General features: G+C 66.8%; 13 protein-coding genes and 1 tRNA gene. 6 read left to right on the top strand and 8 right to left on the bottom strand.

Going from position 1 to position 12947, the window contains the following annotated elements; all coding sequences use genetic code 11:
* Positions 1-43: 43 nt before the first annotated feature.
* The gene (locus CX676_RS07045) at positions 44-814 is read left to right on the top strand and encodes an enoyl-CoA hydratase-related protein (protein ID WP_101751987.1); all 771 of its coding nucleotides are present in this window, start codon (positions 44-46) and stop codon (positions 812-814) included.
* Between the two features lie 192 nt (positions 815-1006).
* Here the strand turns inward: CX676_RS07045 and CX676_RS07040 are convergent, their stop codons facing one another.
* The 3 genes from CX676_RS07040 to CX676_RS07030 are packed head-to-tail and all read right to left on the bottom strand — an operon-like array spanning position 1007 to position 3195.
* Positions 1007-1987 (bottom strand): methyltetrahydrofolate cobalamin methyltransferase, encoded by a 981-nt coding sequence (locus CX676_RS07040; RefSeq protein WP_101751986.1) that lies wholly within the window; start codon positions 1985-1987, stop codon positions 1007-1009.
* Between the two features lie 24 nt (positions 1988-2011).
* The gene (locus CX676_RS07035) at positions 2012-2896 is read right to left on the bottom strand and encodes a methylenetetrahydrofolate reductase (protein WP_101751985.1); all 885 of its coding nucleotides are present in this window, start codon (positions 2894-2896) and stop codon (positions 2012-2014) included.
* A 14-nt stretch (positions 2897-2910) separates the two neighbouring features.
* Entirely contained in the window at positions 2911-3195 is a 285-nt protein-coding gene (locus CX676_RS07030) for a virulence factor (protein WP_101751984.1), read from the bottom strand.
* Between the two features lie 221 nt (positions 3196-3416).
* Between CX676_RS07030 and CX676_RS07025 the strand changes: the two genes are divergently transcribed.
* Both CX676_RS07025 and CX676_RS07020 read left to right on the top strand, forming a co-directional pair.
* Positions 3417-5036 carry a GMC family oxidoreductase gene (locus CX676_RS07025; protein ID WP_101751983.1) on the top strand — a complete coding sequence of 540 codons (1620 nt, stop codon included), beginning with the start codon at positions 3417-3419 and terminating at the stop codon, positions 5034-5036.
* A 41-nt stretch (positions 5037-5077) separates the two neighbouring features.
* On the top strand, positions 5078-6769 hold the full coding sequence (locus CX676_RS07020; protein WP_101751982.1) for an amidohydrolase family protein: 1692 nt from the start codon (positions 5078-5080) through the stop codon (positions 6767-6769).
* Here the strand turns inward: CX676_RS07020 and CX676_RS07015 are convergent.
* From CX676_RS07015 to CX676_RS07000, 4 genes are all read right to left on the bottom strand, one after another.
* Positions 6766-7599, bottom strand: a complete 834-nt coding sequence (locus CX676_RS07015; protein ID WP_101751981.1) for a metal ABC transporter permease — start codon at positions 7597-7599, stop codon at positions 6766-6768. The genes CX676_RS07020 and CX676_RS07015 overlap by 4 nt on opposite strands.
* The gene (locus CX676_RS07010; protein WP_101751980.1) at positions 7596-8459 is read right to left on the bottom strand and encodes a metal ABC transporter permease; all 864 of its coding nucleotides are present in this window, start codon (positions 8457-8459) and stop codon (positions 7596-7598) included. Before CX676_RS07010 ends, CX676_RS07015 begins: the two co-directional genes overlap by 4 nt.
* A 70-nt stretch (positions 8460-8529) precedes the next feature.
* Positions 8530-9378: a manganese/iron ABC transporter ATP-binding protein gene (locus CX676_RS07005; protein ID WP_101751979.1), complete on the bottom strand. Its 849-nt coding sequence runs from the start codon at positions 9376-9378 to the stop codon at positions 8530-8532.
* A complete protein-coding gene (locus CX676_RS07000) occupies positions 9375-10277 on the bottom strand; it encodes a metal ABC transporter substrate-binding protein (RefSeq protein WP_101751978.1) in 903 nt (300 codons plus the stop codon). Before CX676_RS07000 ends, CX676_RS07005 begins: the two co-directional genes overlap by 4 nt.
* Before the next feature lie 101 nt (positions 10278-10378).
* Here CX676_RS07000 and CX676_RS06995 point away from each other — a divergent pair, with 101 nt between their 5' ends.
* From CX676_RS06995 to CX676_RS06985, 3 genes are all read left to right on the top strand, one after another.
* Positions 10379-10804 (top strand): Fur family transcriptional regulator, encoded by a 426-nt coding sequence (locus CX676_RS06995; protein WP_101751977.1) that lies wholly within the window; start codon positions 10379-10381, stop codon positions 10802-10804.
* A gap of 74 nt (positions 10805-10878) precedes the next feature.
* Positions 10879-12054 (top strand): E22 family MetX-like putative esterase, encoded by a 1176-nt coding sequence (locus CX676_RS06990; protein ID WP_101751976.1) that lies wholly within the window; start codon positions 10879-10881, stop codon positions 12052-12054.
* 77 nt (positions 12055-12131) lie between these two features.
* Positions 12132-12208: transfer RNA gene (locus CX676_RS06985), tRNA-Ile, on the top strand.
* A 75-nt stretch (positions 12209-12283) separates the two neighbouring features.
* Here the strand turns inward: CX676_RS06985 and CX676_RS06980 are convergent.
* Positions 12284-12934, bottom strand: coding sequence for a c-type cytochrome (locus CX676_RS06980; RefSeq protein WP_101751975.1), 651 nt, complete (start codon positions 12932-12934; stop codon positions 12284-12286).
* Positions 12935-12947: the final 13 nt, after the last annotated feature.

The raw sequence follows: 12947 nt of genomic DNA, 5'->3' as shown, positions 1-12947 counted from the left end.
CGTCAATCTGGGCAAGATGGCGCGAACCCGAGGGAGGACCGCCATGAGCTTCGAGACCATCCAGTTTTCCGTCCGCGACGGCATTGCCACCGTGGTGATGAACCGGCCCGACGTGATGAACGCGCTGAACAGCCGGATGCGGTCCGAGATCACCGCAGCCATCAGCGGCGTCGGTGCGGAAGTGCGCTGCGTGGTGCTGACCGGCTCGGGCCGGGCCTTCTGCTCGGGTCAGGACCTGACCGATTTCGCCGCCGCCGCCGATGTCGAGGCGGTGCTGCGCGACGAATACGAGCCGATGCTGCAAGCCATCGTGAATTGCCCGGTGCCGGTGATCGCCGCGATCAACGGCGTGGCGGCGGGGGCAGGGGCCAATCTGGCGCTGTGCTGCGACGTGGTGATCGCCACTGAAAGCGCCCAGATCATCGAGGCCTTTACCCGTATCGGCTTGATCCCGGATGCCGGCGGCACCTGGTTCATCCCGCGCCTGGTGGGCCATGCCCGCGCCATGGGGATGATGCTGTTCGCCGAGGGCGTCCCGGCGAAACAGGCCGAGGAATGGGGCCTGATCTGGAAGGCGCTGCCCGACGAGGAATTCGTCGAGGGCGTGGCGGCTGCGGCGCGCAAGCTGGCCGCCGGCCCCAGCGGCGCCTATCGCCGCATCCGCACGCTGGTGTCGCAGTCGCTGGACAATGATCTGGAGGATCAGCTGAAGCTGGAAGCCCGGATGCAGAAAGAGGCGGCGAATTCGCGTGATTTCAGCGAGGGCGTGCAGGCGTTCCTGCAGAAACGTCCGGCGCAGTTCAGCGGGCGGTAATCACTGCGGAAGCACAGGCTGCGCACGGCCGCGGGTGGGCGTGCGCGGCGGGTGTGATCGTCACTTTATGGTGCCGCCACATCTGCGTTCACGCCCTGCGCAGGTGGTGAAAAGCGCCCGCCCGAGCGGGCGGCCGGGCGCCGCCTGTGCTGGTCGCACAGGCCCGTGTTCGTCGTTCAACCCTTGAGAGGCTTACCCCCGCGCGCGCCGACGCCCGCCACGCCCGCCACTGGCGGCAGCCGCCGCAGCAGCGGCCTCGGGGAAGGAGGTGCCGGCATGGACGGCCTCGATCACCCGGCTGAACTTGATCCATTCGCCGCCATTCGGGTCATGGTTCATCAGGAAGTTCGCGGCCTTGATCGCCTCCATCTCGGCGGCGCGGACCGGGTTCATGATGGCGCTGGTCATGCCGGCGCCGATGGCCATGGGCAGGAAGGCCGCGTTGATGCCGTGGCGGTTCGGTAGGCCGAAGCTGATGTTCGACGCCCCGCAGGTGGTGTTCACGCCCAGCTCGTCGCGCAGCTTGCGCACCAGCGCAAAGACCTGCTGACCGGCCGAGGCCATGGCGCCGACCGGCATGACCAGCGGATCGACCACGATGTCATGGGCCGGGATGCCGAAATCGGCGGCGCGCTCGACGATCTTCTTGGCCACGGCGAAGCGGACCTCGGGGTCCTCGCTGATGCCGGTATCGTCATTCGAGATCGCCACTACCGGAACGTTGTATTTCTTGACCAGCGGCAGCACCAGTTCCAGCCGCTCCTCTTCGCCGGTGACGCTGTTCAGAAGCGGACGACCGTTGCAGGCCTCGAGCCCGGCCTTCAGAGCGCCCGGAACCGAGCTGTCGATGCACAAGGGCACATCGACCAGCGCCTGGATCCGGGTGATCAGTTCCGGCATCAGCATCGGCTCGACGAAGTTGTTGTCGGCATAGCGCGGGTCTTCGGCCATCTTGTTGGTGAAGACCGCGCCCGAGTTCACGTCCAGCACCGTTGCCCCGCAGGCCACCTGTTCCAGCGCGTCCTTTTCGACGGTCGAGAAATCGCCCATCTCAAGCTCGGCCGCCAGCTTCTTGCGGCCGGTGGGGTTGATGCGCTCGCCGATGACGCAGAAGGGTTCGTCAAAGCCGATGATGACGGTCTTCGATGCGGATTCCAGAACGGTGCGGGTCATTATGGGCCTTTCAGGGCTAGTCGGTCAGGCCGCTTTGGCGCGGCTCAGCCAGTCGGTCGAGGCGGTGATACCACCAAGCGGAAAGATATGCGCGGCCTCGATGGCGAAACCGGGATTGGCGGCCTTGTGGCGGGCGATGGCGGTGATGAAGTCGGTCGGCTCGTAGGGAACCAGCAGCTTCGTCACGTCGCGGGCGCGGCGCTGCAGCACGCGCAAGGACGGGCCGACGCCGCACATGATGGCGAATTTCAGCATGGTCTGCAGTTTCGCGGGTCCCGCCAGACCGATGCGGATCGGCAGATTCAGCCCGACCGCCTGCATCCGGTTGGCCCATTCGATCACGGGTTTCGCGTCAAAGCAGAACTGCGTCACCACGGCCATCTGGGCATCCGTCCGCTGCGCGAAGTCCTGCTTCCAGCGAAGGGCCCGCAGCACCTCGGCCTCGCCGCCATTGGGGTCGATGTCGCGATTGCCCTCGGGATGGCCGGCGACATAGAGCCGCTCGAAATCCGCGAAAAGGCCGGTATCCAGCATCTGCATCGAATCGGCAAAGGGACCGCGCGGGGTGCTGAGCCCGCCGCCCAGAAGCAGCGCCGAGGTCGCGCCGGCGCCGCGATAGGCGGCGATCCATTCGGCCAGCGCCGCCTGCGACGGCACCACGCGGGCAGGGATATGCGGCACGGGCGCAAAGCCCTCGCGCGCCAGGCGGGTCACGGTCGCCTGCATGTCGGCCGGATCGGTGCCGTCGATATGGGCCACGAAGACCTGCGTCCCGGCCGGCAGGATGGCGCGGAAATCGGCGATCTTCTCGGCCGTTTTCGGCATCACCTCGATCGAGGCGCCCTGCAGGAAGGCGGGCAGGGGCGAGGTCATATCCTTCTTGGGCGTCCGAAACTGCATGAGCGACATCTTTTCAGCCTGTATTAAACCGGGTTCCAGCCGTCATTGGCGATCAGTGCCTTCAGACGGTCCTTGTCGTATTCGGCCTCGAGCCGGGTGGCTTCGGCCTGCGGGTCATCCCCCTCCGCCGGCGCGCGGCGCCATTGGTTCAGGTAATCGTCGGTTCCCGCCAGACCGGCCTTCATCGCGGCGCGGTCGATGGCCTGTTCGAAACGCTCGTCCAGCACGACGCGGGTCGCATTGCGGCCCTTGCCCATGGTCACCTGGGCAGGAATGTCGCGCCAATAGACAAGCGTCAGTCCGGACATGCGGGGATCCTCCTTACCGGCCTCAATAGGGCGCGCGCGGCGGGGCTGATCCACCGCTTGCGACCATGATGCGGGCCATTTGCGACACCGCCCCACGCTTCTGCCGCGCATGAGGCGCCGGCGCAACAAGCGGGGGCGTGAAACCTTTGCATGATCTTCATGAGCGGGGCCGAGAACGGGGGCGGTTGCGCGGCGAAAACCCGCGCGCTAGCGTCCGGTCCATGGATGAGACACGCGACTTCGGAACCTATGATTTCGTCATCATCGGCGCGGGCAGTGCCGGCTGCGTGCTGGCCAACCGCCTCAGCGCCGATCCGCGCCACAAGGTGCTGCTGCTGGAGGCGGGCGGCAGCGACAACCGCTTCTGGGTGCATGTGCCGGTGGGCTATCTCTATTCCATGGGCAACCCGGCGGTGGACTGGTGTTACAAGACCGAGGCCGAGCCGGGGCTTAACGGGCGGGCGCTGAACTATCCGCGCGGGCGGGTGCTGGGCGGCTGTTCCTCGATCAACGGCATGATCTACATGCGCGGGCAGGCGGCGGATTACGACGGCTGGCGGCAGGCGGGCAATCCGGGCTGGGGCTGGGACGACGTGCTGCCCTTTTTCCGCCGCTCGGAACGCCATTACGGTGAAGCCAGCGAGTTGCACGGCACCGAGGGCGAGCTGCGGGTGGAACAGCAACGGCTGAGCTGGCCGATCCTCGATGCGGTGTCCGAGGCGGCGCAGGAAATGGGCCTGCCGGTGTGTGATGATTTCAATGCCGGCGACAATGAGGGCGTGGGTTACTTCCCGGTGAACCAGCGGCGCGGCATCCGCTGGAACGCGCGCAAGGCATTCCTCGACCCGGCGCGGAGACGGGCGAACCTGCGTATCGAGACCGGGGCCGAAGCGGAACGGCTAGTGATCGAGGAGGGCCGGATCACCGGCGTCATCTTCCAGAAGGGCGGGCAGCGGCATCTGGCGCGCGCGGGCGGCGAGGTGGTGCTGGCGGCGGGGGCGATCAATTCGCCGGCGCTGCTCGAATGGTCGGGGATCGGGCAGGGGGCGCATTTGGCCTCGCTCGGGATCCCGGTGGTTCTGGACGTGCCGGGCGTCGGGGCGAACCTTCAGGACCATCTGCAATTGCGCAGCGTCTTCCGCATTTCGGGCGCGCGGACGCTGAACGACCGTGCGGCGAGCCTCTGGGGCAAGGCCGGGATCGCGCTGGAATATGCGCTCAAGCGGTCCGGCCCGATGGCGATGGCGCCCTCGCAACTGGGGATCTTCGCGCGCTCCTCGGACCGTTTCGCGACGGCCAATATCGAATACCACGTCCAGCCGCTGTCCTTGGACAAGTTCGGCGAGCCTTTACATCGCTATCCCGGCCTGACCGTCTCGGTCTGCAACCTGCGCCCCGAAAGCCGGGGCAGCAGCCATGTCCGCAGCGCGACGCCCGGCGAGGCCCCGGCCATTGCGCCGAATTACCTCTCGACCCAAGGCGACCGCGAGGTGGCGGTCGATAGTATCCGTCACGCGAGACGGCTGATGGCGACCCGGCGCATGGCCGAGTTCGCGCCGGTCGAGACGCTGCCGGGGGCGAGCCTGCAAAGCGAGCCCGAGCTGGAACAGGCGGCGGGGAATATCGGCACGACGATCTTCCACCCGGTCGGCACCACGCGCATGGGCACGGACGCGATGGCCGTGGTCGATCCCGAGTTGCGGCTGCGCGGGCTGGCGGGGCTGCGGATTGCCGATGCCGGGATCATGCCGATGATCCCCTCGGGCAATACCCATGCGCCGGTGACGATGATCGCCGAAAAGGCCGCCGCGATGATCCTCGAGGATGCAACCGGCGCGTGAGCCATGCTAGGCTGGCGCGGAAGTGTCAGCCGAGATGTGCCATGATCAGTCGCCGCTTGTTCACCGCCACCGCCCTTTCCTCGGGTGTCCTCGCACTGTCCGGCTGCGGTTCGGGCCTTGCCCGTCCGGGGCGGCAGGCCGATCTGGGCGAAGGCGCCATCGATGCGCATATGCATCTGTTCAATGGCCGCGACGTGCCGGCGCTCGGCTTTCTGCGGCAGGTGATCCTGCCCGATCTGGGCAGTAGGTTCCCGGTCGCGCTGATCGGTCCCTTTGCCGAGATGATCGTCACCTTCCTGCTGCAGGGCACGCGCGATGCGGCGGCGGAACTGGCGGATCTGGGCCGGGCACCGCTGCCCCGGATCGACCCGGCCGAGGACGAGGCGCGGCTGGCCCGCGCCATCGACGGCTATTTCGGCGCGGCACAGGCCCGGGCCGAGACGCAGGTTTCCGCCAGTCGGGCGATGCGAAGTATCGCGCCGGGCGAGTCGGCGCCGGTGCTGCTGCAGGAGCCCGACCAGCAACTCCTGTCGGCGCTGTCCGATGCGGCAGGTGTGCCGATGGGTCAGGCGGCGGCGGGGATGGGTGACCAGCCCAGCATCACCGCCCGCCGCGCCGCGCCGAGCACTGGCCAGCAACTGGCCCCGGGTCTGCTGAACCCCGACCGCCGCAGCGCCACGGCCTCCAGCCTCAGCCTGTCGAACACGCTGCAATGGGCGATGCTGATGACCCGTGACCGGGCGGTGATCCGGGATCAGGCCGCGCGGCTTTATGGCCGACCGACCGAGGCGCGGATCTTCTGCAACCATCTGGTTGATATGGCCCTGTGGCTGAATGCGACCGAGCCGCAGAGCGTCAGCCCGATGGCCCAGCAGGTCGATCTGGCCGCGCGGCTGAGCCAGCGTGAGGCCCGTGTGCTGGTCCTGAACTTCGTGCCCTTCTGCCCGCTGCGTGCCGCGCTTGAGGGCGCATCGGTGCTGGAAGGCGTGCAGCGGGCGATCACTCAGCAGGGCTTTGCCGGGGTCAAGCTTTATCCACCGATGGGCTTTCGCCCCGATGGCAACAGTACCATCAGCTTTGCCCATGCCCGCCCCGACATCGCCCGGAACCCGCCGCCCCGCGCCGCGCTGGACCGGGCGCTTGGGGCGCTTTACCGCTGGTGCGCGGAAAATGACGTGCCCATCGCCACCCATGCCTCGCACAGCATGGGGGCGGGGCCGGGGACCAAGGCCTATTCCGCGCCGTGGCACTGGGCGCCGGTCCTGCGGCGCCATCCCGACCTACGGGTGAACCTTGCGCATTTCGGCGGGTTCAACGGCCATGACGCGCCGGACTGGCAGGCGCGGCTGGGGCAGATGATGACCGAGGACCGCAACCTCTACTTCGATACCGGCTATTGGGACGAGGCGGCGCGGGATGCTGCCAACGCGCCGGGCGGGCCGCTGGCGATGACGCAGGCCTTTCTGGCGACCTATCCCGTGGCGGCCGAGCGGATGCTCTATGGCAGCGACTGGCACATGATCGCGCGCGAGCCGGATCACCCAAACTATCACCGGATGATGCGCGATTTCGTCGGCCGGCTGACCCCTGATGCCGCCGCGCAGCAACGCATCATGGGCGGCAACGCGCTCGGCTGGCTGGGGCTGGACCGGCCCGAGGGGGCGCAGTTCCGCCGGCTCGCGGCCCATCACGGCGGCAACCCGGCCTGGCGCGCGCTGTTCGAGGCCTCCTAGGCAGGCTGGCCGGCGGTGGCGCGGCGGGTTCGGACCTGTCGCCAGACAAAGGCCGCGACGAAGAAGCCGGTCAGCACCAGAACGATGGTCGGCGCCGGGGCGCTGTCGATCCAGAAGCTGAGCCAGACGCCCGCAAGGCAGGAGACCAGTGACACCGCCGAGGCGACCGCCAGCATGGCCTGCATCCGCCGCGTGACCAGGAAGGCGATGGCTCCCGGCGCGATCAGAAGGCCCACGGCCAAGATGATCCCCACCGCGGTCAGCATCGCAACCACCGTCAGCGAGATCGCCGCAAGCAGTCCATAATGCAGCCAACGCACCGGCAGCCCGATCACCCGCGCCTGCACCGGGTCGAAACTGTACAGCGTCAGCGCCCGCCAGTTCATCAGGATGCCGCCGCTGACCAGCAGCGCGATCAACCCGGTGCGCAGGATCTGCTCGGGCGAGACGCCGAAGATATTGCCGAAGAGGATGTGGAACAGGTCGACCTCGGGGCCGATGGCGACATAGAGCACGATCCCGCCCGCGAACATGCCCGACATGACCACGCCGAGGATGGTGTCCTGCTTGACCCGGCTGTTCTCCTGCAGGAAGCCCGCCGCCAGCGCGCAACCCATGCCGGCGGCAAAGGCGCCGATGACCAGCGGCCAACCCAGCAGATGCGCCAGGACCACGCCCGGCAGCACCGCATGGCTGATCGCATCGCCCATCAGGCTCCAGCCCTTGAGGACCAGGAAGCACGAGAGCAGCGCCGCCGGCACGGCAATGATCGCGGCGATGACGAAGGCCTCGCGCATGAAACCGTAGTCGAGCGGGGCGAAGAGGATCATGGCGCGACCTCGCGCAGGGCCTGCCGCGCCCGGCGGCGGGCGGCCAGCATCCCGTGGGTCGGGGCGAAGATGAAGGCGGCGAGGAAGATCAGCGTCTGCAGCAGCACGATGATCCCGCCGGTCGCGCCGTCGAGGAAGAAGGACAGATAGGCGCCGAAGCCCGAGGTGAAGGCGCCGATGAAGACCGACAGCGCGATCAGGCGTGGAAAGCGGTCGGTCAGCAGGTAGGCGGTGGCGCCGGGCGTTACCACCATGGCGACGACGAGAAACGCCCCAACGGTCTGCATCGCCGCCACCGTGCAGGCCGAGAGCAGGGTGAAGAACAGGACGCGCAGCCGGGTCGGATTGAGGCCGATGGTGCGGGCATGCGTCTCGTCGAAGAACACGGCCAGAAGGTCGCGCCATTTCATCAGCAGGATCGCCAGCGAGACAAAGCCGATGATCGCCAGTTGCAGCACATCCTCGGGCGGGATGGCGAGGATATTGCCCATGGTGATCGTCTGGATGTCGACCGCCATCGGGTTCAGCGAGACCATGAACAGCCCCAGCCCGAAGAAGCTGGTGAAAATGAGCCCGATGATCGCATCCTCGCGCAAGCCGGTGCGGTTGTTCAGGAACAGCATGGCCAGTGCCGCCAGCCCGCCCGACAGGAAGGCCCCGATGGCGAAGGGCAGGCCCAGCATATAGGCCCCAGCCACGCCCGGCACGATCGAATGGCTGAGCGCGTCTCCGATGAGGCTCCAGCCCTTCAGCATCAGGTAGGCCGAGAGGAAGGCGCAGACCCCGCCGACCAGCGCCGCGACCCAGATGGCGTTCGACATGAAGCCGTATTGAAAGGGAATGAGAAGGGTCTCGATCATCTGCGCCGCGCGGTGGTTCTAGACCCCTGCGCCCCCGTGGGATATTTCGGTGAAGAAGAAGCGGGCCGCATCATGCGCTGTCTTTGGTGCGGGCCTGCTGGTCATAGAAGATCAGCGGGCGTTCGTCGTCGCTGAAGACATCGACGGCACGGGCATCGGGATCGTCATGCAGCGCCGCGCCGCCAAGGACGAAATGGCGCAAGACGCCGCCGAAGGCGCGTTTCAGGTTCTCCGGCGTGAAGGTGGTGGCGACCGGTCCCGAGGCCAGAACCGTGCCTTTGACCAGCACCACCCGGTCGCAATATTCGGGTACCGATCCGAGGTCATGGGTCGAGACGAGGATCACCCGCCCCTCGGCCCGCATCTCGCGCAGAAGCGTGATGATCGCCTCCTCGGTCTTCACATCCACGCCGGTGAAGGGCTCATCGAGGAGGATCACCCGGCCCTCCTGCGCCAGGGCCCGGGCGAGGAAGACGCGCTTTTTCTGCCCGCCCGACAGCTCTCCGATCTGGCGCTGGCGGAACTCGGCCATGCCGACGCGGGCAAGGGCCTCGGTGACCGCCTGTTTGTCCACGGCGCGCGGGCGGCGCAGGAAGCCCATATGACCATAGCGGCCCATCATCACCACATCCTCGACGAGGACCGGGAAGGTCCAGTCGACCTCTTCGGCCTGCGGGACATAGGCGATCAGGTTCTTGCCAAGTGCCTCGGCGACGCTGCCACCCAGCACGGTAATCTTGCCCTGTGCGGCAGGGATGAACCCCATCAGCGCCTTGAAGAGAGTCGATTTCCCCGCGCCGTTCACGCCGACCAGCGCGGTGATCGAGCCTTCCGGTACGGTCAGGCTGGCCTCGCGCAGGGCCGTGTGGCCGTTGCGATAGGTGACGGTCAGGTCGGAAACAGTGATGCCATCGGTCATTTCTGCAACTCGGTCAGGATGGTTTCGCTGGTGACCTTCAAGAGGTCCAGATAGGTCGGCACCGGCCCGTCGGCTTCGGACAGGCTGTCGACGTAAAGCTGCCCGCCATAGCGCGCCCCGGTTTCGGCGGCGATGGCGCGGGCGGGGCGGTCCGAGACGGTGGATTCGGAAAAGACCACCGGGATCTTTTCGGCTCGAACCGTGTCGATCACCCGGCGCACCTGCTGCGGCGTGCCCTGTCCGTCGGAATTGATCGGCCAGAGAAACAGCTCGTTCAGCCCGTAATCGCGGGTGAGGTAGGAGAAGGCGCCCTCGGAACTGACCAGCCAGCGGCGGTTGTCGGGCAGGGCATGGGCGGCCTCGCGCAGGGGGCCAAGCGCGGCCTCGATCTGCGCCTTGTAACCTTCCGCATTCTGCCGGTAGGTGGCGGCGTTCTGCGGATCGGCCTCAGCCAGCGCGGTGGCGATGTTCTCGACATAGACCAGCGCGCTCGACAGCGACATCCAGGCATGGGGATTGGGCTTGCCGTCATAGTCGCCGCCGCGGATGGCGATGGGCTCGACCCCCTCGCTGACCACCGCCACCGGCACATCGCCCAGCTTTTCGATGAACTGCTGGAACCAGGCCTCGAGATTCATCCCGTTGGCGAGGATCAGCCCGACATCCGAGGCCCGGATCATGTCACCTGCCGTTGGCTGGTAGGCGTGGATATCGGCGCCGGGGCGGGTGATCGATTCCACATCCGCCGCATCTCCGGCCACGTTGCGGGCCATGTCGGCGATGATGGTGAAGGTGGTGACGACCTTCAGCCGCTCGGCCAGCGCGGGCTGGGCCAGCAGCAGCGGCAAGAGGGCGGCAAGGGCAAGGCGGCTGAGGGTCCGGATCGGGTTCGGGGTCATGATGCGCCTTGTATCTGCGAATCATTCTCAACTGTCAACAGTTGCGATTGATTCGCAACTGGCTAGTTGCAACTGGTGCCGTGCTGGGGCATGACAGTCCCATGTCCGAGTCCCGTGCCCTGCAACTGGAAACCGCGCTCCGCGATGCCGGCGTCCGCATCACCCGCCAGCGCAAGCTGCTCTTGAGCGTGCTGGCCGATTGCGCCGATCACCCCGATGCGACGGAATTGCACCGCCGCGCCGAGGCGGCAGGGGCTGGAGTGTCGCTGGCCACCGTCTATCGCACCCTGACCACGCTGCAGGCGCAGGGCGTCATCGAGAAGCTGGAATTCCAGGGCGAACCGGCGCGGTGGGAGCCGGCTGACCAGCACCACCACGACCACATGATCGACGTGGAGACCGGGCAGGTGATCGAGTTCACCAATGACCGGATCGAGCGCCTGCAGGCCGAGATTGCCGCCGAGATGGGCTATGAGATCGTCCATCACCGGCTGGAGCTGTATGTGCGCCGCAAGCCGACCGCCTAGGTTGAATTACACCTTTACGAATCCTTAAGCTCTTTGTTCGATACCCGGGTACGGAAACCAACCGGGATATTTGCATGAAACATTTCGCCCTGATCGCCGCGCTGATCGCCGCCGGCCCTGCATTCGCCTATGAGCCGCTGGTCGAGAAGCAATCCTTCACCCTGACCGATTTCACCACCGATGGCGGCGCGACCATCCCCGAGATGACCCTGGGCTACGAGACCTATGGCACGCTGAACGAGGCCAAGGACAATGCCATCCTGATCCCGCATTACTTCAGCGGCAACAGCCATGCGGCGGGGAAATATGCCGAGTCCGATGCGGCACCCGGCTATTGGGACACGATCATCGGTTCGGGCAAGGCAATCGACACCGACAAGTATTTCGTCGTCGCCGTGGACAGCCCGGTGAACCTTGGCGCCAATGATCCGAATGTCATCACCACCGGCCCGGCCTCGGTGAACCCGGCGACCGGCAAGCCCTGGGGCATGGATTTTCCGATCCTGACCATCGGCGATTTCGTCGAGACGCAGAAGGGGCTGATGGATCAGCTGGGCATTCCGAAATGGCACGCGGTCATGGGCGCCTCGATGGGGGGCCTGCAAAGCTATGAATGGGCGGCGCGGCATCCCGATCTCTTGGAGCGGGTGATCCCGGTCATCGCCTCGGGCTGGGCCGATGCCGACCTGATCGCCTGGCTGGATGTCTGGGCCTCGCCCATCAAGCTCGATGCGAACTGGAACGGCGGGGACTATTACGAGGGTGAAGCACCCAATGCCGGGCTGGCCGATGCGCTGAAGGTGGTGACGCTGCACGCCAATTCGGCGGAATGGACCAATGGCACCTTCGGGCGCAACTGGGCGGCCGAGGGTGCCGATCCGGGCAAGGCCTGGGCCAATGACTATGCCGTGGTCGATGCGCTGAACAAGGCCGGCGCGGCGCGGGCCAGCCTGTCGGATGCGAACCATTTCCTCTATCTCGTGCGCGCCTGCCAGCAATTCGTCGCCGGCCATCCCGAGGACGGGATCTACAAGGGCCTGCTCAACATCGACGTGCCGGTGATGCTGATCCATACCGATGAGGACCTGGTCTTTCCGGGTGACGCCGTGCGCGAAACCGCCGGCATCATCAAATCCGACGGCACCCCGGTCGAGATCGTCGAGCTGCAGGGCACCCGCGGCCATCTGGACGGGGTGCTGAACATCGCCCAGGCCAGCGACCGGCTGAAGGCCTTCCTCGACGCCGAATGATCCGTGCCAGATGAAAGGGCCCTGCGCCGCGCCTTGACCGGGCGCGGCGCAGGTTCTACGAGGATGGCGATCATTGGGGGCCTGTAGCTCAATTGGTTAGAGCAGGGCGCTCATAACGCCTTGGTTGCGGGTTCAAGTCCTGCCGGGCCTACCATCATCCCAAGTCATCGATGACGTTCGGCGCCTTGCGGCAAGGCGCGCCAGCCGGAGCGGCCAGCGCGCCGCCTTGTCAGTTGCCGCCCGAGCCGCCGGCGCTGGCGGTCGGTTCTTCCGGGCGGACGCCGGCGACCGTCTCGACCGTCGGGTGTTCGGTATAGCTGTTGCCGAAGCTGGTCTGGATATAGGTGACCACGGCCACGACCTGCTCGTCCGACAGCATATGACCCAAGGGCGGCATGCCCTTCTGGCCATTGACCACCAGCATCACCGGATAGTCGCCGAATTCGAGGTTCTCGTTGCCCGCAAGCGCCGGGTAGGCACCGGCACCCTTGGCCCCCGAGCCGTCATACTGGTGGCAGCCCCGGCAGAGATATTGGTAGATTTCCTCGCCGGTCGAAAAACCAAGCTGCTCGCTGCCATCATCAAGGCCCGGCGCGGTTGCGCTGGTCAGCGCCCCGGCAGCGGCTTCCGCCGCCGCGCTGTCGGGCGCGTCGGTGATGATGTCAGTGATGGTCTGGGTCAAGGGCATGGCCTGCGCCGTTCCGGGGGCGGCGTCCTCGGCAGCCGGGGGCGTGGCATCGGCCTCGGCCACTGCGGTTGCCTCGGCGGTCGCCGCTTCGGCCTCGGCAGCTTCCGGGGTGGCTTCAGGTGCGGCTTCCTGCGCAAAAGCCGGGGCGGTCAGCATCAGCGCCGCCAGAAGGGTCGGAATGATCGGTTTCATGGTTCGGTCCTCC

The organism is Paracoccus zhejiangensis (assembly GCF_002847445.1).
Lineage (GTDB): Bacteria > Pseudomonadota > Alphaproteobacteria > Rhodobacterales > Rhodobacteraceae > Paracoccus > Paracoccus zhejiangensis.
The sequence above is the reverse complement of the archived record's forward strand: the minus strand, read 5'-3'. Positions and strand labels throughout refer to the sequence as shown.